The following is a 21,446-nucleotide window of genomic DNA, read 5'->3' on the forward strand; positions in this document are numbered from 1 at the left end:
TCCCCGGCACCCCCGCCGGCCCCGCCGGACCCCGGCCCCCCGGCCGGACCGGCCCCCGTGGCCGTCCCGCACCCCGGGCCCGACCCGCGCCCCACCCCTGAAGAAGCGTTTCTCCGGCGGTTCTGCAGCCGCGTCAGCGCCCTGTCAGGGCCCCGGCAGGAGCCTGTGCCACGGTGCCCGGGGAGCACCGCGCCCACCGCACCGCTCCCGCACCCCCCAACGGCCGGCCGGCCCGCGGGCGAGCCGGCGGCGATCCGAGGAGGGCGACCCATGGCGAGGCAGCACCGCCCGCGCCCCCCGCGCGGCCGCCCCGCCGGCCCGCGCCGCCCCGCCACGACGGCCCCCTGGCCCCCGCACGGCCTGCTGCACCACCTGCTGCACGGCCCGGGCGGGCACCGGGAGGCCGGACGCCACGTCGAGCAGCTGACCTGGCGCTGGAGCGGACCGCTGGACACCGAGCGGTTCACCGCCGCCTGGCAGTCCGTCATCGACCGCGAGAGCGTCCTGCGGGCCGCCCTCCACCCGGCCCCCGCCCCGCGCCTGATCCTCCACGACCGCGCCCGCGCCGACGTCGTCCGCCACCGCGCCGGCAGCGCCGACTGGGAGCGCCTGCTGGAACGCGAGCGCCTGCGCGGCTTCGACCTGCGCCGCCCCGCCCCGCTGCGCATCACCCTCCTGGACCTGCCCGGCCCCTGTACGGGCACCGCCGGGCCGGTCACCCGGGTGGTGCTCACCTTCCCCAACGCCCTGCTGGACGCCTACAGCGTCCACCTCCTGCTGGAGGAGTTCTGCCGCGCCTACCTGGCGGGCGGCACCCTGCCCGGCGGCGAACGCCGGCCCGACCTGCGCGACTGGACCGCCTGGCTGCAGCGCCAGGACACCGCCCCCGCCCACCAGTGGTGGCGCACCGCCCTGCCCGCCGGCCCCCTCACCCTGCTGCCGGCCCGGCCCGGGCCCCCCACCGGCCAGCGCGGCCCCGGCCGCGTCGAGGTCCGCCTCGGCCCGCGCGAGGCCGCCCGCCTGCACCACTGGGCGGCGCTGCGCTGCGTGCCCGACTCCAGCGCCGTGCAGATGCTGTGGGCGCTGCTGCTGTACCGGGCCGCCGCCGACGGCCCGGTGGCGGCGGTGGGCTTCGGCGTCGCCGTCTCCGGGCGCGGCATCGCCCTGGAGGGCGCCGAGCGGCTGCCCGGACCGCTGCGCACCTGCCTGCCGATGGCGGTGCGCGTCGACCCCCGCCAGCCGCTCGCGCTGCTGCTGGCGCAGCTGCGCGACCGCGCCCTGGACATGGCCGCCTACGAATGGGTCTCCACCGCCCGCATCCACCGCTGGAGCGGCCGCGGTGCCACCGCCACGGCCGGCGGGGAACTCTTCGAGAGCCTGGTGTCGGTGGAGAGCGTGCCGCGCCCGCCGGCCGGCACCCGGGCCCGGCTCGCCGCCGCCGGCGCCGTCCTGGAGGCGGAGAACGCCGGCGGCACCGGCCCCGGCGGCCTGCCCCTGGCCCTGCTCGTGCACCCCGGCGCCGACGGCTCGCTGACCTTCGCCCTCGTCCACGACCGCAGCCGCGTGTGCGACCGCGACGCGCACCTGCTCGCCGACCACCTGGCCCGGCTGCTGGACCACCTGCCCCGCACCGGCGAGCGGACCACCACCGCCACCGTGCTGGACGTCCTGCGGGGACAGCCGCTGCCGGCGATCGCCCCGCGCCCGCGCACCCCCGCCGGGCACACCACCGCCCCGCGCACCTTCCGCCTGCGCCCGCGCCGCCCGCCCGACCGCCCGACCGCCTGCCCCCCGCACCCGCCCTGACCCACCCGCACCCCACCGGCGCCCGGCACCGCGGCACGCACCGCGCACCGGGGACGTCAAGCCAGGGTCGAGCGCGCCACGGCATGCTGGCCCGGGCCCACCGGCCGGCCCCGCGCACCCACCGCCACCCGCCCTGCCGCGCCCCGCACCGCCCCCCTTGGAAGTGAGGACACCCGTATGCCGCCCTCGATACAGCGCCCGGACGCCGTCACGGTGCCCGACTCGGTCGAGGCGTTCTTGACCACCACGGTCCTCGTCGCCGCGTTCACCACCCTGCGCCCCGACGGCACCCCGCACGTGGCACCGGTCCGCTTCACCTGGGACGCGGCCGCCTGCCTGGCCCGGGTGATGACGGTCGCCACCTCGCGCAAGGCCCGCAACCTGCTGGCCGCGCCCGGCGGCCGGGTGGCGCTGTGCCAGGTGGACGGCTTTCGCTGGGTCACCCTGGAGGGCACCGCCGAGGTGGTCGCCGACCCCGCCCGGGTGGAGCGCGGCGCCCGGCTCTACGCCCGCCGCTACTGGTCCGCCCCGCCCACCCCGCCGGGCCGGGTGGTCATCGAGATCGCGGTCGACCGGGTGCTCAGCCTCAACACCTGACCCGCACACACGCCTGCGCGGCGCCCCCCTTTCCCGGGAGCACGGGGGAGGGGGGCGCCGCGCAGGCGTGTGCGGGTCAGCGCGGGGGCGGCGAGCCCTGCGACCACAGCAGCCGGAAGGTGAGCAGGTTCAGCCGCCAGCCCTGTTCGGTGCGCCGGGCCTGCCCGTCGACGAAGGTGCCCGTGGAGAACAGCGGCGCCAGCGCCCCCTCGCCCTGCGTGTGGCGGGCGTGGTGCACATGGGTGGAGATCAGGTTCGCCCTCAGCACCGCCCGCTGCCCGTCCCCCTCGACCACCGCCGGGGAACCCAGGTGCTGGGTGGCCGTGAACGCCGACAGCGCCGCCCGGTGGTAGGCGGCCATCCCCTCGGCGCCCTCGTGACGGCTGACCGGGAACGCCACCACCGCGTCCTTCGTGAACAGGCGTGCCGCCCACGCCTCGTCGAGTTCCCCCTCGTCCAGCGACAGGAGATAGCGGTCCAGGAGGCCGGCGACCTCGGCGCGCGCGCCGACATCGAGACCGTATGCCGATTGATCGTTCGTCAGGGTGGAGGTCATGTTCGAGAATGCCGTCACCCACGGCGCCCGCGGCAAGAGCGTTTGTCGAAGCTCTGACGTACCGCACGTTTTTCTGGCATTCACTGCACAAGACCTGTAACAGCGTCTATTTACGCCCGCCCGCCGCTCTCTCCATACTGGCTGAACACCAGTGAGAAGAGGGCAGATGGAACTCTACGATTCGGACGTCATTGTCGTGGGAGCCGGTCCCACCGGTCTCATGCTCGCAGGTGAATTGAGGCTTGCTGGAATATCGGTGGTGGTGCTCGACAAACTCGCCGAACCGATTAAGGAATCCCGTGCGCTGGGATTTTCCGCGCGGACCATCGAGGAGTTCGCGCAGCGCGGTCTCATGGACCGCTTCGGTGAGGTCGGAGTCATTCCCGTCGGCCACTTCGGCGGCGTACCGCTCGACTACCAGGTGATCGAGGGCGGTTCCTACGGGGCGCGCGGCATCCCGCAGGCCCGCACCGAGGGCATCCTGGGCGGCTGGGCGCGCGAGCTGGGCGCCGAGGTCCGCCGCGGGCACGAGGTCACCGCGCTCCAGGACGACGGCACCTCGGTGAGTGTCGAGGCCACCGGCGCCGACGGCTCCCCCCTTTCCCTGCGCGCCCGCTACGTCGTGGGCTGCGACGGCGCCCGCAGCAGCGTGCGCAAGCTCGCCGGCATCGACTTCCCCGGCACCGAGCCGGCGATCGAGCTGCGCTTCGCGGACGTGGCCGGGGTGCAACTGCGGCCCCGCTTCAGCGGCGAGCGGGTCCCCGGCGGCATGGTCATGGTCATCCCGATGGGCCCCGACCGCTGCCGCGTCATCTACTTCGACAGCTCCCAGCCGCTGCGCACCGACCCCGAGGCGATCACCTTCGAGGAGGTCGCCGCCAGCTGGCAGAAGCTGACCGGCGAGGACATCAGCGCCGCCACCCCGCTGTGGGTCAGCTCCACCACCGACGTCAGCCGCCAGGCCGCCCAGTACCGCAAGGGCCGCGTCTTCCTGGCCGGCGACGCCGCGCACATCCACCTGCCGATCGGCGCGCAGGGCATGAGCGCGGGCGTGCAGGACGCCGTGAACCTGGGCTGGAAGCTGGCCCTGGACATCAGCGGCCGCGCCCCCCAGGGGCTGCTGGACACCTACCACAGCGAGCGCCACCCGGTGGGGGAGCGGATCCTGACCAACACCCTCGCCCAGCGCATCCTCTACCTCGGCGGTGAGGAGATCACCCCGATGCGCGAGGTGCTGGCCGAGCTCATGGGAGCCCACACCTCCGTCCAGCAGCACCTGGCCGGCATGGTCACCGGCCTGGACATCCGCCACGACGTCGGCGACGGCGACCACCCGCTGCTGGGCCGGCGCCTGCCCGACCGCGAACTGGTCGTCGACGGCGAGAAGATCGCCTTCTACTCGCTGCTGCGAAAGGGCCGCGCCGTGCTCCTGGAGCTCGGCGGCGACCGGGGCCTGCGCACGGCCGCGGCCGGCTGGGCCGACCGCGTCGACCTGGTCGCCGCCGACTTCGACGGCTGCGAGGCGCCGGTGGACGGCATCCTCGTGCGCCCCGACGGCTACGTCGCCTGGGTCGCCCCGCTGGGGGCCGGCACCGACGGCCTCGCCACCGCCCTGGACCGCTGGTTCGGTCCCACCGCCTGAGATTCGCCCCGCCGCCCGCCCCGGGCGCCGCCCACCTTGCGAAGGGAAACGACAGACCCATGCCCATCATCTCCGCCGAGGACAAGCACCTCACCGTCCTGAACCTGTTCACCACGGACACTCCCGAGAAGCAGGACAAGCTGATCGAGGAGATGACGAAGATCGTCGACGCGGCCACGTACGAGGGCTGGATGTCCTCCACCGTGCACTCCGGCGTCGACTCCTACGGCACCCTCAACTTCATCCAGTGGCGCAGCGGCGAGGACCTGGAGAAGCGGTACGCGGGCGAGGAGTTCAAGCACCGCACCCTGCCGGTCTTCGGCGAGATCACCACCTCGATCCGCCTCATGCAGAACGAGGTCGCCCACACGCTGACCTCCGACGCGCTCGGCGGGAAGATCGAGATCGGCCCCGACGTCGACGCCTACACCGTCTTCACCGTCTTCCCGGTCACCCCCCAGGGACAGGAGGAGGCCCTGGACGCCCTCGGCCCCGGCCAGGCCTTCCTCGCCCAGGTCCCCGGCTTCCGCGCGCACGTCGTCCTCAAGGGACTGCGCGCCCGCGGCCTGGAGGGCACCTTCGTCATCTCCTACTCCCAGTGGGACAGCAAGCAGGCCTGGGAGACCTACCGCGACCAGGCCCCCCAGGACCAGGACGAGGCCCGCAAGGCGGCCGTGGGCCGCGTCCGCGCCGTCGTCGCCGGCCAGCCCTACAGCAACACCTACCAGGTCGTGCACACGCGTTCGGCCGGCCAGTGAACCCGCAGCGCCGCACGGCGTAGACGGGAGCCGGGCCATCCCGCGGACGCCCCTCCCCGCGACACCGTCCGGGGGCGGGCGTCCGCGGGCATGTACCGGCCGCCCCCTCGCGCGGGTCCGGCTCCGCCACGGCTCAGGCAGGCCCCGTGCGGGCCGCTACCGCCGCAGGCCACCGTCGTAACCGTCGTGGTCGACGGCGCCGCGGCCCGGCCGCCGCGCCGGGCCCGTGCCCGCTGCGAGAACCCTTCCGCGCAAACCGCCGAGGAGCCAACCCTATGCACAGCACGCTGATCGTCGCCCGGATGGCGGCCGCCTCCAGCAACGACGTGGCGAAGTTGTTCGCCGACTTCGACGCCACCGAGATGCCGCACCGCATGGGCACCCGGCGCCGCCAGCTGTTCTCCTACCGGGGCCTGTACTTCCACCTCCAGGACTTCGACGAGGACAACGGCGGCGAGCTGATCGAGGCGGCCAAGGCCGACCCGCGCTTCGTGGGCATCAGCGAGGACCTCAAGCCGTTCATCGAGGCCTACGACCCCGCCACCTGGCGCTCGCCGGCCGACGCCATGGCCACCCGCTTCTACGACTGGGAGGCCTCCCGTTGAGCAGGCGACGCGTCGTGATCACCGGGATCGAGGTGATCGCACCGGGCGGAGTGGGCCGCGAGAAGTTCTGGAACCTGCTCAGCTCGGGGCGCACCGCGACCCGCGGCATCACCTTCTTCGACCCCGCCCCCTTCCGCTCCCGGGTGGCCGCCGAGGCCGACTTCGACCCCTACGCGCACGGCCTGAGCCCCCAGGAGGTCCGCCGCCTGGACCGGGCCGCCCAGTTCGCCGTCGTCGCCTCCCGCGGCGCGGTCGCCGACAGCGGCCTGGACATCACCGCCCTGGACCCCCACCGCGTCGGCGTCACCGTCGGCAGCGCGGTCGGCGCCACCATGGGCCTGGACCAGGAGTACCGCGTCGTCAGCGACGGAGGCCGCCTGGACGCCGTCGACCACACCTACGCCGTCCCCCACCTGTACGACTACATGGTGCCCAGCTCCTTCGCCACCGAAGTCGCCTGGGCGGTGGGCGCCGAGGGCCCCAGCACCGTGGTCTCCACCGGCTGCACCTCCGGCATCGACTCCGTGGGCTACGCCGTCGAACTGGTCCGCGAGGGCTCCGCCGACGTCGTCGTCGCCGGCTCCTCCGACGCGCCGATCTCCCCGATCACCATGGCCTGCTTCGACGCGATCAAGGCCACCACCCCCCGCCACGACGACCCCGAGTGCGCCTCCCGCCCCTTCGACAAGACCCGCAACGGCTTCGTCCTCGGTGAGGGAACCGCCTTCTTCGTCCTGGAGGAACTCCAGGCCGCCCGCAAGCGCGGCGCCCACATCTACGCCGAGATCGCCGGCTACGCCACCCGCTCCAACGCCTACCACATGACGGGCCTGCGCCCCGACGGCGCGGAGATGGCCGAGGCGATCACCCTGGCCCTGGACGAGGCCCGCCTCAACCCGCAGGCCATCGACTACGTCAACGCCCACGGCTCGGGCACCAAGCAGAACGACCGGCACGAGACGGCCGCCTTCAAGCGCAGCCTGGGCGAGCACGCCTTCCGCACCCCGGTCAGCTCCATCAAGTCCATGGTCGGGCACTCGCTGGGCGCCATCGGCTCCATCGAGATCGCCGCCTCGGCCCTGGCCATGGAGTACGACGTCGTCCCGCCCACCGCCAACCTGCACACGGCCGACCCCGAGTGCGACCTCGACTACGTGCCCCTGGTCGCCCGCGACCAGCTGGTCGACGCGGTCCTGACCGTCGGCAGCGGATTCGGCGGCTTCCAGAGCGCCATGGTGCTCGCCAGCCCGGAAAGGAGCCTGGTATGACCGCCTCCACGGTGGTGACCGGCCTGGGCGTCGTCGCGCCCAACGGCCTGGGACTGCAGGACTACTGGGCCGCGACCCTGGGCGGCAAGCACGCCATCGGCCGCATCACCCGCTTCGACCCCACCGACTACCCCGCCCGCCTGGCCGGGCAGATCGACGGCTTCGAGGCCGAGCGGCTGCTGCCCAGCCGGCTGCTGCCCCAGACCGACCGCGTCACCCGCCTGGCGCTGGTCGCCGCCGACTGGGCGCTGGCCGACGCGGGAGCCGACCCCGCCTCCCTGCCCGCCTTCGACATGGGCGTCATCACCGCCTCCGCCGCCGGCGGCTTCGAGTTCGGCCAGGGCGAACTGCAGGCCCTGTGGAGCCAGGGCAGCCAGTACGTCTCCGCCTACCAGTCCTTCGCCTGGTTCTACGCCGTCAACAGCGGCCAGATCTCCATCCGCAACGGCATGAAGGGCCCCGCCGGCGTCGTCGTCAGCGAAGGCGCCGGCGGCCTGGACGCCGTCGCCCAGGCCCGCCGCCAGATCCGCAAGGGCACCCCCCTCATCGTCACCGGCGCCGTCGACGCCTCGCTGTGCCCCTGGGGCTGGGTCGCCCAGCTCGCCGGCGGCAAGCTCTCCACCAGCGACGAACCCGACCACGCCTACCTGCCCTTCGACCGCGACGCCCACGGCTTCGTGCCCGGCGAGGGCGGCGCGATCCTCATCGCCGAGGACGCCACCGCCGCCCGCACCCGCGGCGCCCGCCCCTACGGCGAGATCGCCGGCTACGGCGCCACCCTCGACCCCCGCCCCGGCAGCGGACGCGAACCCGGCCTGCGCAAGGCCATCGAGATCGCCCTGGCCGACGCACACCTGGACGCAAACGACATCGACGTCGTCTTCGCCGACGGCGCCGGCGACCCGGCCGGCGACCTCGCCGAGGCCGACGCCATCAGCGCCGTCTTCGGCGACCGGGGCGTGGCGGTCACCGTGCCCAAGACCATGACCGGCCGCCTCTACTCCGGCGGCGCACCCCTGGACCTGGCCGCCGCCTTCCTCGCCCTGCGCGACGGCGTCATCCCGCCCACCGTGCACATCGACCCGTGCGCCGACTACCCCCTGGACCTGGTCCTGGGCGAGCCACGCCCGGCCCCGCTGCGCACCGCCCTGGTCCTGGCCCGCGGACACGGCGGCTTCAACTCCGCCATGGCCGTCCGCGCCGTCTGACCGTCCCGCCACCCGACCGCACGCCGCACCACGGAAGGAACCAGCATGGCCACCAAGCTCTTCACCCTCGACGACCTCAAGCGCACCCTGCGCGACGCCGCCGGCGTCGCCGAGGGCGTGGACCTGGACGGCGACATCCTCGACACCGAGTTCGAGGTCATCGGCTACGAGTCCCTCGCCCTGCTGGAGGCCGGCAGCCTCATCGAGCGCGAGTACGGCATCTCCCTGGACGAGGAGGCCGTCGGCGAGGCCAACACCCCCCGCACCTTCATCGAGGTCGTCAACGCCCAGCTCGCGCCCGCCCAGGCCGCCTGAAGGAGCCCCGCCATGACCGACACCACCACCCAGCGCGTCGCCGTCATCACCGGCGCCACCAGCGGCATCGGCCTGGCCACCGCCCGCCTCCTGGCCGGCCAGGGCCACCGCGTGTTCATCGGCGCCCGCAGCGCCGACAACATCGCCGCCACCGTCAAGGAACTCCAGGCCGAGGGCCTGGACGTCGACGGCGCCGTCGTCGACGTCCGCTCCACCGCCTCCGTCGACGGCTGGATCCAGGCCGCCGTCGACCGCTTCGGCACCCTGGACGTCGTCGTCAACAACGCCGGCCGCTCCGGCGGCGGCCCCACCGCCGACATCGCCGACGACCTGTGGGACGACGTCATCGACACCAACCTCAACAGCGTCTTCCGCGTCACCCGCGCCGCCCTGACCCTCGGCGGCCTGCGCGCCAAGGACCGCGGCCGCATCATCAACGTCGCCTCCACCGCAGGCAAGCAGGGCGTCGTCCTGGGCGCCCCCTACTCCGCCTCCAAGCACGGCGTCGTCGGCTTCACCAAGGCCCTGGGCAACGAACTGGCCCCCACCGGCATCACCGTCAACGCGGTCTGCCCCGGCTACGTCGAAACCCCCATGGCCCAGCGCGTACGCCAGGGCTACGCCGCCGCCTACGACACCTCCGAGGAAGCCATCCTCGACAAGTTCCAGGCCAAGATCCCCCTGGGCCGCTACTCCACCCCCCAGGAGGTCGCCGGCCTCATCGGCTACCTGGCCTCCGACACCGCCGCCTCCATCACCTCCCAGGCCCTGAACGTCTGCGGCGGCCTCGGCAACTTCTGACCCACCCCTCCCGGCCCTTTGGCACCCCGACCCGACGAGGAGAAACGCCTCATGACCACGCGTGAGGTCGAGCACGAGACCACGATCGGCGCCCCGGCCGCCCAGGTCTACGAACTGCTCGCAGACGTGACCCACTGGCCGCGCATCTTCCCGCCCACCATCCACGTGGACCGCCTCGAAGCAGGCGGCGACCAGGAACGCATCCGCATCTGGGCCACCGCCAACGGACAGCCCAAGGACTGGACCTCCCGCCGCACCCTGGACGCGAAGAACCTCACCATCACCTTCCGCCAGGAGATACCGGCCGCCCCCGTCAAGCACATGGGCGGCACCTGGATCATCGAGGCGCTCACCGCCGACACCTCCCGCGTGCGCCTCCTGCACGACTACAGCGCCCTGGGCGACGACCCCCACGACCTGCTGTGGATCGAACAGGCCGTGGACAAGAACAGCACCCAGGAACTGGCCGCCCTCAAGACCAACGTCGAAGCCGCGCACGCCGCCGCCACCGACGACCTCACCTTCTCCTTCACCGACACCGTGCACATCGCCGGCGCAGCCAAGGACGTCTTCGACTTCATCAACGAAGCCCACCTGTGGTCCGAGCGGCTCCCGCACGTCGCCGTGGTCCGCCTCACCGAGGACACCCCCGGCCTGCAGGAACTGGAGATGGACACCCGCGCCAAGGACGGCTCGGTGCACACCACCAAGTCCTACCGGGTCGTCTTCCCCCACCACAAGATCGCCTACAAGCAGGTCACCCTGCCCGCCCTGATGACCCTGCACACCGGCGAGTGGACCTTCACCGACAACGACCAGGGCACCACCGCCTCCTCCCAGCACACCGTCACCCTCAACACCGCCAACATCGCCCGCATCCTGGGCCCCGACGCCACCGTCGCCGACGCCCGCGCCTACGTGCACAGCGCCCTGTCCACCAACAGCAGCGCCACCCTCGCCCACGCCAAGGCCCACGCCGAGCAGAAGCAGGCCTGAGCCGTGACAGCGGACCTCCTGGACACCGACGTCGTCGTCGTCGGGGCCGGACCCGTCGGGCTGATGCTCGCCGGGGAACTGGCCCACGGCGGCGCCGGCGTCGTCCTCGTGGAGAAACGCCACGCCCCCAACACCGAGTCCCGGGCCTCCACCCTGCACGCCCGCACCATGGAGATCCTCGACAGCAGGGCCCTGCTGCCCGAGTTCGGCGACCCGCCCCAGGAAACCCGCGGCCACTTCGGCGGCCTGCCCCTGGACCTGACCCTGCCCACCTCCCACCCCGGCCAGTGGAAGGTGCCCCAGACCCGCACCGAGGTCATCCTCCAGGAATGGGCGCTGTCGCTGGGCGCCAGACTCAAGTGCAAGCACGAGGTGACCGCCCTGCGCGACACCGGCGAGGCGGTGGAGGTCCACGCCACCGGACCCGACGCCACCCCCCTGCGCCTGCGCTGCCGCTACCTCATCGCCTGCGACGGCGAGGACAGCACCGTGCGCCGCCTGACCGGCGCCCCCTTCCCCGGCCACAGCGCCACCCGGGAACTGCTGCGCGCCGACGTCGCCGGCATCGACGTGCCCGCCCGCCGCTTCCAGCGCCTGGAGCACGGCCTGGCCATCGCCGCCCGCCGCCCCGACGGGGTGACCCGCGTGATGGTCCACGAGTTCGGCTCCACCGCCCAGCACCGCCCCGGCGGCGACGTCTCCTTCGAGGAGATCACCGCCGTGTGGAAACGCGTCACCGGCGAGGACATCAGCTCCGGCACCCCCCTGTGGGCCAACGCCTTCGGCGACGCCTCCCGCCAGCTCACCCACTACCGCCACGGCCGCGTCCTGTTCGCCGGCGACGCCGCCCACCAGCAGATGCCCATCGGCGGCCAGGCCCTCAACCTCGGCGTCCAGGACGCCTTCAACCTCGGCTGGAAACTCGCCCTGGTCGTCCGCGGCAAAGCCCCCCACACCCTCCTGGACACCTACCACAGCGAACGCCACGCCACCGGCCGCCGCGTCCTGGCCAACATCCGCGCCCAGGCCCTGATGCTGCTCGGCCCGCCCCAGGTCGGCCCGCTGCGCACCCTGCTGGGCGAACTGACCGCCCTGGACGACGTAAGCCGCCACCTCGCCGGCATGATCAGCGGCCTGGACGTGCGCTACGACGTCGGCGGCCCCGCCCACCCGCTGCTCGGCGCGCGGCTGCCCTGCACCGAACTGCGGCTGCCGGAGCGCACCGTCACCACCACGCGCCTGGTCCGCTCCGGCGGGGGAGTCCTCCTCGACCTCACCGGCGCCGCCACCGCCCCGCCCGCCCCCACCGGCTGGGCCGACCGCGTCACCGCACTGTCCGCCCGGGCCGCCCCCACCAGCGCCCTGCACGGCACCGAACGGGTCCTGGTCCGCCCCGACGGGCACGTCGCCTGGGCCGGAGCGGGCACCGACGGCCTCACCGAGGCCCTCACCCGCTGGTTCGGGCCACCCCGCTGAAGTGCCGCGCCCCCTTCCCGGCGGGGGCACCGGCACACCGCCCCCACCACCGCCGGGACCCCGACCGACCCCACCGTTCAGGAAGGAACCACCATGGAAGGGACAGCGGCGGACACCGACGTCATCGTCGTCGGCGCCGGCCCCACCGGACTGATGCTCGCCGGCGAACTGCGCCTGGGCGGGGCCCGCGTCGTCGTCATCGAGAAACTCCCCGCCCCCACCGGCCAGTCCCGCGGCCTGGGCTTCACCGCCCGCGCCATGGAGACCTTCGACGAACGCGGACTGCTGCCCCGCTTCGGCCAGGGCGACACCCTCGCCACCAGCCCCATGGGCCACTTCGGCGGCGCCCAGTTCGACTTCACCGTCCTTCAGGACGCCCACTTCGGCGCCCGCGGCATCCCCCAGGGCGACACCGAAGCCGTCCTGGAGGACTGGGCGGGCGAACTGGGCGCCGACATCCGGCGCGGCTGGGAGTTCGTCTCCCTCACCGAGGGCCCGCCCGACGACGGCGTCGAGATCACCGTCCGCACCCCCGAGGGCGGCCGGCAGACCCTGCGCGCCGCCTACCTGGTGGGCTGCGACGGCGGCTCCAGCCGCGTCCGCCGGGCCGCCGGCATCGACTTCCCCGGCACCGACGCCACCCAGGGCATGTACCTGGCGGACATCACCGGCGTCGAACTCACCCCCCGCTTCCTGGGCGAACGCCTCAACGGCGGCATGGTCATGGCCGCCCCGCTGTCCGAGGGCGTGTGGCGCATCATCGTCTGCCCCGACGGCCGCCCCGCCCACGACCGCGAACGCACCGTCACCTACGAGGAGGTCGCCGGCGCCTGGCAGGACATCACCGGCGAGGACATCAGCCACGGCGGCGCGAGCTGGGTCAGCTCCTTCACCAACGCCACCCGCCAGGCCGCCCACTACCGGCGCGGCCGGATCTTCCTGGCCGGCGACGCCGCCCACATCCACCTCCCCGCCGGCGGCCAGGGCCTGAGCACCGGCGTGCAGGACGCGGCCAACCTCGGCTGGAAACTGGCCGCCGCCGTCCGCGGCGACGCCGACGACACCCTCCTCGACACCTACCACGCCGAACGCCACCCCGTCGGCGCCCGCCTGCTGATGAACACCCGCGCCCAGGGCATCGTCTTCCTCGGCGGCCCCGAGTCCGACCCGCTGCGCGAACTGATGGCCGAACTCGTCCGCTACGACGACGTCAAACGCCACCTGGCCGGCATCGTCAGCCACCTCGACATCCGCTACGACCTCACCGGCGACGACACCGGCGAGGACACCGGCACGGCGCACCCGCTGGTGGGCCGCCGGATGCCGCCGCGGACCCTGATCGGCACCGGCGGCGAGACCACCCCCGCCCGCCTCCTGCACCAGGGACACGGCGTCCTGCTCGACCTGGCCGACGACCCCGCGATACGCCGCGCCGCGGCCGGCCGGCCCGGCCGGGTCGACGTCGCCACCGTCCTCGCCAAACCCACCGACGGCCCCGACGCCCTCGCCGGCGCCACCGCCGTCCTGGTCCGCCCCGACGGCTACGTCGCCTGGGCCGGCACCTCACCCAAGGGCCTGGAAGAAGCCCTCACCCGCTGGTTCGGCCCCACCCGCTGACCCGGCCCCCTCCTGCCCCCGGCGCGTGTGCGGCACGCCGGGGGCACCCCCATGCCCCCCTCCCGGCCCACCGGCCCCACCTCAGCTGATCCCGGCCCCTCCTCAGCCGATCCCGGCCCCTCGTCGGCCCACTCCGGCCGGACAACGACCGCCACAGCCCGGCCACTTGCCGGACCCCCCCGCCCCCGCCCCCGCGCCCGACCCCCGCCGCACACAGCCCCGCGCCGCGCTTGCACGGCAAAGCCCCGCCCCGTGCCGGCCTCCCGTGCGACAGCTCCCGCCCGCGCCGGGATCCGGTGGGACAGCCCCCGCCCCGCGCCGGACAACACAGCCCCGCGTCCGACTCCCGCCGGACAGCCCCCGCCCCCGCGGACGCGGGAAGGCCCCGCCGCGGTCCCTCATCCGCGGCGGGGCCTGGTCACCAGAGGCGGATCACACGGGCACGGCCTCCACCAGGGAGATCGCCGCCGCCGTCTCCACCACGCGCTCCAGACGGAACCCGGCACGCGACAGCAGGTCCGCGTACTGGCCGGGAGTGCGCTCACGGCCCCCGACCAGCAGCATCAGCCACAGGTCGACCAGCTTGCCGGAGTGCGGCGCATCACCCTGCTCCGGAATCACCATCTCCGCGATCAGCAGCCGCCCGCCCGGCTTGATCGCCGCACGCACGTTGCGCAGGATCTGCAGCGCCTGCTCCTCGGGCCAGTCGTGCACGATGTGCTTGAGGACGTAGGCGTCCGCCCCGGCCGGCGGCACCTCGAACAGGTCCCCGGCCACCCGCTCGGTCCGCTCGGCGACCCCCTGCGCGGCCAGGAACTGCGCCGCCCCGTTCTCCTCCACCCGCGGGTCGTACAGCACGCCCCTGGTGTGGGGGGAGGAGGCCAGGATGCCCGCCAGCAGCCCTCCCTGGCCGCCGCAGAAGTCCACCACCGTGCCGAAGGAGGAGAAGTCGTAGGCCGCGACGATCGGCCCGGTCTCCGAGGCGGACATGCTGCCCATGCCCTCGAAGAACACCTGGCCGTACTCGGCGTTCTTCGTCAGGAACTCGAAGGCGTGCATGCCCCGCAGCTTCGGCAGCGCCGGCTCACCGGTGACCACGGTCTCGGGGAAGCCGCTCCAGTCCTCCCAGTGGATCGGATGGCCCATCAGCAGCGCGATCGGGCGCATCGACATCGGGTGGTCGGCGCGCAGCGCGTCCGCCATCGGCGTCAGCTCGAACGTGCCGTCCTCGCGCGTCGCGAACACCCCGTTGCTCGCCAGCAGGCGCAGCACCCGCCCGAGCGCGTCCGCGTCCGCGCCGACCCGCCCGCCCAGCTCCTCGGCGGACAGCGGCCCCTCGGCGAGCGCCTCGGCCACCTTCAGCTCGGCGGCCACGTGCACCGCCCGCGTCACCATGACTCCCATGATCATTTCCAGCAGGGCGAACGGCGGCGGCGCCAGCTCCCGGCTCTGCCGCTGCAGATCCGCTCGCGCTCTCTCCGCTTCCCGGACGACGTGCGGGGGCGGCAATTCGGGCATGAGAATCCTCCGTTGCAGGAGTGCATGGTCTGTCCCAACCGTGTCCCAACCGCCGGAAGGGATCCGGACTACCACGATAGGTAAAAAGGTCGAAGCCGCCTGGAGGGAAACTCGAACGCCGGTGGTTTATAGGTTCCCCCGTCTTTTCCTGCGGAACATTTGACGCGATAAACGAGGCGACTGCCCTAAGGTGGCGCTGATTTCGCATCCGCTCTCCAGGTAATTGGGGGGAGCAATGGAACCGAGGAGAGAAATGCCGAACTCGCGCAGTTCCTGGACGAAGATAATCCTGGCGGCCGGCGTGGCCGGTGCCGTCGCCGTCCCGCTGACCGCCGGCCCCGTCCAGGCGCAGCCCCAGGCCCACCGCCACCACGCCCGCACGGCCGCCGAGCCGGTCCTGACCGTCGTGGCCTCCCAGCTGAACAACCCGCGCGGGGTCACCGCGCTGCCCGACGGCTCCCTGCTGGTCGCCGAGTCCGGCACCGGCCTGGCCGGCTGCCCCCTGGACCAGACGTGCCTGGGCGCCACCGGCTCCGTCTACAAGGTCAAGGGCAGCTTCAAGGGCCGCGTCGCCACCGGCCTGGCCTCCACCGCCAAGGGCGTCGCCCCGGGCGCCCCCATCTCCGCCAACGGCCCCAGCGACGTCCTGCCCGACCGCTTCGGCGGCTACGTCGTCGCCAGCGCCCTGGGCGGCACCAACGACTCCCGCGCGGCCCTCGGCGAGGGCGCCAAGACCCTGGGCACCGTCTTCCGCACCCGCGACGGCAAGGTCCTGGCCGACCTCACCGACCACGAGACCCGCCTCAACCCCGACGGCGGCGACGTCCACGCCAACCCCTGGCGCCTGGTACGCAGCGGCAGCGGCTACCTCGTCACCGACGCCGGCGCCAACACCGTCGTACGCGGCAACAGCGACGGCACCACCACCACCCAGTACCTGCTGCCCAAGAACGAACTGCCCACCGGCGCCGCCGAGACCGTGCCCACCGGCATCACCAAGGCCGCCGACGGCACCGTGTACATCGCGGACATGAGCGGCGGACGCCTGGGCGCCTCCCGCGTGTGGAAGATCGCCCCCGGCCAGCAGCCGCAGGTCCTGGCCACCGGACTGACCAACCTGGTCGACCTGGAGCTGGACCGCCACGGCGACCTGCTCGCCCTGTCCTACAGCTCCGCCCAGCTGGCCGGCCCGCCGCAGCCGGGCACCCTGTCCAAGGTCGACACCGCCACCGGCGCCGTCTCCGTGATCCCCACCGGCGACCGGCTGCGCCAGCCCACCGGCCTGGCCGTCGACCGCTGCGGCAAGGTGTACGTCACCAACAACACCGTGGGCACCAACGGCGAACTGCTGCGCGTGACCTACTGATCCGGGCGCGCCCCCGCGCACGCCACCCCCCAAGGCCCCGCCGGCCCCTTGACGGCCGGCGGGGCCCACGCACGCCCCGCCTCCTGGTTCGCCGCCGGCACCCGGGTCCCGCCGGCGCACCAGGAGGCGGGGCGTGCGGTGGGGTCCGGCTCGGCGGCCGCTCGACATCCGGCGGAGGACCGCACCCCCGCCCCGCCCCGCTCGGCATCCTGGCCCCACACCCCCCGCGCCACCACCCAGACCCACGCCCAGGGAGGCCGCCCGTGACCCCACACGCCACCACTCCAGCCGCCGGTGCCGCCACCGGCGTGTGGCTCATCGGAGCCCGCGGCTCGGTGGCCACCACCGCGATCGCGGGCTGCGCCGCCGTCGCCGCCGGCCTCCACCCGCCCACCGGCCTGGTCACCGAGACCGCCCCCTTCCACGCCGCCGGCCTGCCCGCCCTGGACTCCCTCGTCTTCGGCGGCCACGACACCGCCGGCACCCCCCTGCCCAAACGCGCCGAGCAGCTGGCCGCCCAGGGCGTCCTGCCGCACTGGCTGCCCCCCGCCGTGCACGCCGAACTGACCGCGGCCGACCAGCGCATCCGCCCCGGCGGCCCGGTGGACGGCGACCCCCGCGCCCCCGAGGAACTCATCGCCGACTTCGCCACCGACCTCCGCGACTTCGCCCGCCGCACCGGCGTCGCCCGCACCGTCGTCGTCAACGTCGCCTCCACCGAACCCGAACCGGCCCCCGGCACCTGGCCGGCCAGCTCCCTGTACGCGGCCGCCGCCCTGCGCGCCGGCTGCTCCTTCGCCGACTTCACCCCCTCCACCGGACTGCGCCACCCCCAACTGGCCCCCGCCGCAAAGGTGTCGGGCCTGCCCTACGCGGGCCGCGACGGCAAGACCGGACAGACCCTGCTGCGGGCCGTCCTGGGCCCGATGTTCGCCCACCGCGCCCTGGCCGTACGCGCCTGGTCGGGCACCAACCTCCTGGGCGGCGGCGACGGAGCCGCCCTCGCGGACCCGGCGGCGGCCGCCGCCAAGAACGCCGGCAAGGAACGCGTCCTGGCCGACACCCTCGGCGCGGCACCCCAGGGCGAGGTCCACATCGACGACGTGCCCGCCCTGGGGGAGTGGAAGACCGCCTGGGACCACGTCGCCTTCGACGGCTTCCTCGGCACCCGCATGATCCTGCAGACCATCTGGCAGGGCTGCGACTCCGCCCTGGCCGCCCCCCTCGTCCTCGACCTCGCCCGGCTGCTGGCCCGCGCCCACGAGAAGGGCCTGTCCGGCCCCCGCCCCGAACTCGGCTTCTACTTCAAGGACCCCGACGGCGACGAGTCGGCCCTGACCGAGCAGTACGCCCACCTCCTCGCCTTCGCCGCACGGCTGGGCCACTCCCGGTGAGCGCACCCCGGCCCGCCACCGCACCCCTGGCCCGCACCCGCCGCCCCCACCTGCGCCCCGTCCCCCTGCCGCCCCCGCCCTCCCGGCGCCCGCACCCCGCCCCCGGCGGTGTGGCCCGCGCCTGGGCCGAACTGCTGCGCCTGCCCGCCCTGTTCACCGTCCCCGGCGACGCCCTGGCGGGCGCCGCGGCGGCCGGTGGGCGTCCCGGGCCGCGGACGCTGCTGGCCGTCGGCTCCTCGCTGTGCCTGTACGAGGCGGGCATGGCGCTGAACGACTGGGCGGACCGCGGCGAGGACGCCGTGGAGCGTCCGCACCGCCCGCTGCCCTCGGGGCGTGTACGTCCTGCCGCCGCGCTGGGCGCGGCGTGCGGCCTCACCGGCGCGGGGCTGGTGCTGGCCGCCGGCGCCGGCCGGCCCGCCCTCGCGGTGGCCGCGCCGCTGGCGGTGACCGTGTGGGCCTACGACCTGGGGCTCAAACACACCCCCGCGGGGCCGGTGGCCATGGCCGCCGCCCGGGGACTGGACCTGCTCCTGGGCGCCGCCGCCACCTGCGGCACCCCCCGCCCCGCCCTCGCCCCGGCCACGGTCCTGGCCGCCCACACCCTCACCGTCACCCTCGTCTCCCGCCGCGAGGCCCAAGGCGGCTCCAGCACCGCCCCCCTGGCCGCCCTCGCCGCCGCGACCGCCCTCACCGCCGCCCTCACCGGCCGCCGCACCACCCGCGCCCTCCTGCCCCGCCCCCGCCCCCGCCCCGCCCCGGCCTCCGCCGACGCCCTGCGCACCGCCCTGGCCGCCTCCTACGCCGCCACCTTCACCCGCCCCCTGGCCCACGCCGCCCTCAACCCCTCACCCCAGCTCACCCAGCGCGCCGTCGGCGCCGGCATCCGCGCCACCATCGCCGTACAGGCCGCCCTCGCCGCCCGGGCCGGCGCACCCGCCACCGCCCTGGCCACCGCCGCACTCGCCCCCCTCGCCGCCCGCCTGGCACGCAAGGTGAGCACCACATGAGCCCCCTGCGCCTGGGCTACGGCACCAACGGGCTGACCGACCTGCGTCTGGACGACGCCCTGACCCTGCTGGCCGACCTCGGCTACGACGGCGTCGGCCTGACCCTCGACCACATGCACCTCGACCCGCTCGCCCCCGGCCTCGCCGCCCGCACCGGCCGGGTGGCCGAGCGCCTGGCCGCGCTCGGCCTCTCCGTCACCGTGGAGACCGGCGCCCGCTACGTCCTGGACCCGCGCCGCAAACACGGCCCCACCCTCCTCGACGCCGACCCCGACGCCCGCTGGACCCGCATCCGCCTGCTCATCCGCGCCGTGCGCGTCGCCGCCGACCTCGGCGCCCACGCCGTGCACTGCTTCAGCGGCATCCCGGAGGAGGGCACGGACGAGGACACGGCCTTCAAGCGCCTTACCGACGCGCTCGGCCCGGTCCTGGACGCCTGCGAGGAGACGGGCGTGCCGCTGGCGGTGGAGCCCGAGCCGGGCCATCTGCTGGCCACCCTCGCCGACTTCCACCACCTGCGGCACCTGCTGGGCGACCCCGCACAGCTCGGCCTGACCCTGGACCTCGGGCACTGCCAGTGCCTGGAGCCGCTGCCGCCCGCCGACTGCGTGCGCCAGGCCGCGCCCTGGCTGCGGCACGTGCAGATCGAGGACATGCGCCGCGGCGTCCACGAACACCTGCCCTTCGGCGACGGCGAGATCGACTTCCCGCCCCTGCTCGAAGCCCTCGCCGGCACCGGCTACCAGGGCCTGACCGTCGTCGAACTGCCCCGCCACTCCCACGCCGGCCCCGAACTGGCCGCGCAGTCCCTGCACTTCCTGCGCGCCGGAGGAACACGATGACCCTCCAGCCCACCGCACCCCCGCTCCCCGCCGGCCTCGGCGCCCCAGCACGCCGCTGGCTGACCGCCGCCTGCGCCACGGCCACCGACCACGACCCCCGCTGGGAGGTGCACTTCGCCGAAGCGGGCCGCCGCTGCGGCACCGCCCACGCGGACGCCGCCCGCGTCCTGCTGCTCACCGCGGCCCACCCCCACCCCGCCGTCCTCACCCGCCTCTACCGGCAGGGAACGGCCCCCGAACGCCGCGCGGTCCTGCTCGCCCTGCACCCCCTGCACTGCGACCCCGCCACCGGCCTGCCCCTGGTCGAGGACGCCCTGCGCACCAACGACACCACCCTCTTCACCGCCGCCCTCGGCCCCTACGCCGCCCGCCACCTCGACGCCCACCAGTGGCGGCACGCCGTACTGAAGTGCCTGTTCACCGGCGTGCCCGTCACCCAGGTCGCCGACCTCGCCACCCGCGCCCGCGGCGACACGGAACTGGCCCGCATGCTGCGCGCCCACGCCGCCGAACGCACCGCCGCCCACCGCGAGATACCCGATGGCCTCCCGCACGTGCTCGCCCTGACCCAGGAGCAGTGACCTTGCGCATCTTCGACCCGCACATCCACATGACCTCCCGCACCACCGACGACTACGAGGCCATGCACGCCGCCGGTGTCCGCGCCGTCGTCGAGCCGTCCTTCTGGCTGGGCCAGCCCCGCACCTCGCCCGCCTCCTTCCGGGACTACTTCGACGCGCTGCTGGGCTGGGAGCCCTTCCGCGCCGCCCAGTACGGCATCGCCCATCACTGCACCATCGCCCTCAACCCCAAAGAGGCCAACGACCCGCGCTGCCTGCCCGTCCTGGACGACCTGCCCCGCTACCTGGCCAAGGACCGGGTCGTCGCGGTCGGCGAGATCGGCTACGACTCCATGACCCCGGCCGAGGACACCGCTCTGGCGGCCCAGCTCCAGCTCGCCGCCGACCATGGCCTGCCCGCCCTCGTGCACACCCCCCACCGCGACAAACTCGCCGGACTCCACCGCACCGTCCAGGCGGTCCAGGCCTCCGCCCTGCCCACCGAGCGGGTCCTGCTGGACCACCTCAACGAGACCACCGTCAAGGCCGCCAAGGACGCCGGCTGCTGGCTCGGCTTCTCCGTCTACCCCGACACCAAGATGGACGAGGCCCGTATGGTCGCCGTCCTGCACGAGTACGGTCCGGAGAAGGTCCTGGTCAACTCCGCCGCCGACTGGGGCAGGAGCGACCCGCTCAAGACCCGCAAGGTCGGCGACGCCATGCTGCGGGCCGGCTTCAGCGACGACGACGTGGACCGGGTGCTGTGGCGCAACCCCGTCGCCTTCTACGGCCTCAGCGGACGCCTCGACCTGGACCCCACGGCCACCGCCACCACCCACGAGGGCAACTCCGTCCTGCGCGGCACCCCCGCCACCGAGCCGTTGCCCGCAGGTGCGTGAACGGTGCGCTTCCGCCATCCCGACGGGTCCACCGTCCACCTGGCCTACTGCACCAACGTGCATCCCGCGGAGACGCTGGAGGGGGTGCTGGCGCAGCTGCGTGAGCACTGTGAGCCGGTGCGGCGCCGGCTGGGCCGCGACCGCCTCGGTATCGGCCTGTGGCTGGCCCGGGACGCCGCGCACGCCCTGGTCACCGATCCGGCAGCGCTGCGCGG

The 21,446-nt window shown here is 74.5% G+C and carries 20 protein-coding genes and 1 pseudogene; 19 read left to right on the forward strand and 2 right to left on the reverse strand.

Annotation, left to right across the window (positions count from 1 at the left end; genetic code table 11):
* Positions 1-270: 270 nt before the first annotated feature.
* Both ACGF5T_RS33250 and ACGF5T_RS33255 read left to right on the forward strand, forming a co-directional pair.
* Complete coding sequence (locus ACGF5T_RS33250; RefSeq protein WP_366768369.1) at positions 271-1,806, forward strand: condensation domain-containing protein; 1,536 nt, start codon at positions 271-273, stop codon at positions 1,804-1,806.
* A 177-nt stretch (positions 1,807-1,983) separates the two neighbouring features.
* Entirely contained in the window at positions 1,984-2,403 is a 420-nt protein-coding gene (locus ACGF5T_RS33255) for a pyridoxamine 5'-phosphate oxidase family protein (RefSeq protein WP_356612483.1), read from the forward strand.
* A 76-nt stretch (positions 2,404-2,479) separates the two neighbouring features.
* On the opposite strand, the gene ACGF5T_RS33260 is transcribed toward ACGF5T_RS33255, so the two are convergent.
* The gene (locus ACGF5T_RS33260) at positions 2,480-2,959 is read right to left on the reverse strand and encodes a nuclear transport factor 2 family protein (protein ID WP_366768368.1); all 480 of its coding nucleotides are present in this window, start codon (positions 2,957-2,959) and stop codon (positions 2,480-2,482) included.
* A gap of 166 nt (positions 2,960-3,125) precedes the next feature.
* On the opposite strand from ACGF5T_RS33260, the gene ACGF5T_RS33265 reads away from it, so the two are divergent.
* The 10 genes from ACGF5T_RS33265 to ACGF5T_RS33310 all read left to right on the forward strand — a co-directional run bounded on the left by ACGF5T_RS33265 (position 3,126) and on the right by ACGF5T_RS33310 (position 13,645).
* Positions 3,126-4,601, forward strand: a complete 1,476-nt coding sequence (locus ACGF5T_RS33265) for an FAD-dependent monooxygenase (protein ID WP_361019142.1) — start codon at positions 3,126-3,128, stop codon at positions 4,599-4,601.
* A gap of 59 nt (positions 4,602-4,660) precedes the next feature.
* Complete coding sequence (locus ACGF5T_RS33270) at positions 4,661-5,359, forward strand: antibiotic biosynthesis monooxygenase (protein WP_356612479.1); 699 nt, start codon at positions 4,661-4,663, stop codon at positions 5,357-5,359.
* A gap of 275 nt (positions 5,360-5,634) precedes the next feature.
* A complete protein-coding gene (locus tag ACGF5T_RS33275; protein ID WP_053125873.1) occupies positions 5,635-5,964 on the forward strand; it encodes a TcmI family type II polyketide cyclase in 330 nt (109 codons plus the stop codon).
* On the forward strand, positions 5,961-7,232 hold the full coding sequence (locus ACGF5T_RS33280; RefSeq protein WP_356612478.1) for a beta-ketoacyl-[acyl-carrier-protein] synthase family protein: 1,272 nt from the start codon (positions 5,961-5,963) through the stop codon (positions 7,230-7,232). The genes ACGF5T_RS33275 and ACGF5T_RS33280 overlap by 4 nt, the downstream gene beginning before the upstream one ends.
* Entirely contained in the window at positions 7,229-8,440 is a 1,212-nt protein-coding gene (locus ACGF5T_RS33285; RefSeq protein WP_366768367.1) for a ketosynthase chain-length factor, read from the forward strand. Before ACGF5T_RS33280 ends, ACGF5T_RS33285 begins: the two co-directional genes overlap by 4 nt.
* A gap of 45 nt (positions 8,441-8,485) precedes the next feature.
* Positions 8,486-8,755 (forward strand): acyl carrier protein, encoded by a 270-nt coding sequence (locus ACGF5T_RS33290; RefSeq protein WP_053125866.1) that lies wholly within the window; start codon positions 8,486-8,488, stop codon positions 8,753-8,755.
* Between the two features lie 12 nt (positions 8,756-8,767).
* Positions 8,768-9,556 (forward strand): 3-oxoacyl-ACP reductase FabG, encoded by a 789-nt coding sequence (gene fabG, locus ACGF5T_RS33295; protein ID WP_356612475.1) that lies wholly within the window; start codon positions 8,768-8,770, stop codon positions 9,554-9,556.
* 51 nt (positions 9,557-9,607) lie between these two features.
* On the forward strand, positions 9,608-10,552 hold the full coding sequence (locus ACGF5T_RS33300; protein ID WP_356612474.1) for an aromatase/cyclase: 945 nt from the start codon (positions 9,608-9,610) through the stop codon (positions 10,550-10,552).
* Positions 10,553-10,555: 3 nt separating this feature from the next.
* Positions 10,556-12,028: an FAD-dependent monooxygenase gene (locus ACGF5T_RS33305; protein WP_366768366.1), complete on the forward strand. Its 1,473-nt coding sequence runs from the start codon at positions 10,556-10,558 to the stop codon at positions 12,026-12,028.
* Between the two features lie 93 nt (positions 12,029-12,121).
* Entirely contained in the window at positions 12,122-13,645 is a 1,524-nt protein-coding gene (locus tag ACGF5T_RS33310; RefSeq protein ID WP_356612470.1) for an FAD-dependent monooxygenase, read from the forward strand.
* Positions 13,646-14,077: 432 nt separating this feature from the next.
* Here ACGF5T_RS33310 and ACGF5T_RS33315 read toward each other — a convergent pair whose 3' ends face one another.
* Positions 14,078-15,163, reverse strand: a complete 1,086-nt coding sequence (locus ACGF5T_RS33315; RefSeq protein ID WP_356612468.1) for a methyltransferase — start codon at positions 15,161-15,163, stop codon at positions 14,078-14,080.
* 253 nt (positions 15,164-15,416) lie between these two features.
* Between ACGF5T_RS33315 and ACGF5T_RS33320 the strand changes: the two genes are divergently transcribed.
* The 7 genes and pseudogenes from ACGF5T_RS33320 to ACGF5T_RS33350 all read left to right on the forward strand — a co-directional run.
* Positions 15,417-16,529 carry a ScyD/ScyE family protein gene (locus ACGF5T_RS33320; protein ID WP_356612467.1) on the forward strand — a complete coding sequence of 371 codons (1,113 nt, stop codon included), beginning with the start codon at positions 15,417-15,419 and terminating at the stop codon, positions 16,527-16,529.
* Positions 16,530-16,792: 263 nt separating this feature from the next.
* Positions 16,793-17,923: an inositol-3-phosphate synthase gene (locus tag ACGF5T_RS33325; RefSeq protein WP_356612465.1), complete on the forward strand. Its 1,131-nt coding sequence runs from the start codon at positions 16,793-16,795 to the stop codon at positions 17,921-17,923.
* A 65-nt stretch (positions 17,924-17,988) separates the two neighbouring features.
* Positions 17,989-18,930, forward strand: coding sequence for an SCO3242 family prenyltransferase (locus ACGF5T_RS33330; RefSeq protein WP_366768396.1), 942 nt, complete (start codon positions 17,989-17,991; stop codon positions 18,928-18,930).
* Positions 18,927-19,772, forward strand: coding sequence for a sugar phosphate isomerase/epimerase family protein (locus tag ACGF5T_RS33335; protein ID WP_356612464.1), 846 nt, complete (start codon positions 18,927-18,929; stop codon positions 19,770-19,772). The genes ACGF5T_RS33330 and ACGF5T_RS33335 overlap by 4 nt, the downstream gene beginning before the upstream one ends.
* On the forward strand, positions 19,769-20,353 hold the full coding sequence (locus tag ACGF5T_RS33340) for an EboA domain-containing protein (protein WP_366768365.1): 585 nt from the start codon (positions 19,769-19,771) through the stop codon (positions 20,351-20,353). Before ACGF5T_RS33335 ends, ACGF5T_RS33340 begins: the two co-directional genes overlap by 4 nt.
* A gap of 2 nt (positions 20,354-20,355) precedes the next feature.
* The gene (locus ACGF5T_RS33345; protein ID WP_366768395.1) at positions 20,356-21,231 is read left to right on the forward strand and encodes a TatD family hydrolase; all 876 of its coding nucleotides are present in this window, start codon (positions 20,356-20,358) and stop codon (positions 21,229-21,231) included.
* A gap of 3 nt (positions 21,232-21,234) precedes the next feature.
* Positions 21,235-21,446 (forward strand): annotated as a pseudogene (locus tag ACGF5T_RS33350) (xylose isomerase); the annotation flags it as partial.

Source organism: Streptomyces sp. NPDC047853 (assembly GCF_043204535.1).
Lineage (GTDB): Bacteria > Actinomycetota > Actinomycetes > Streptomycetales > Streptomycetaceae > Streptomyces.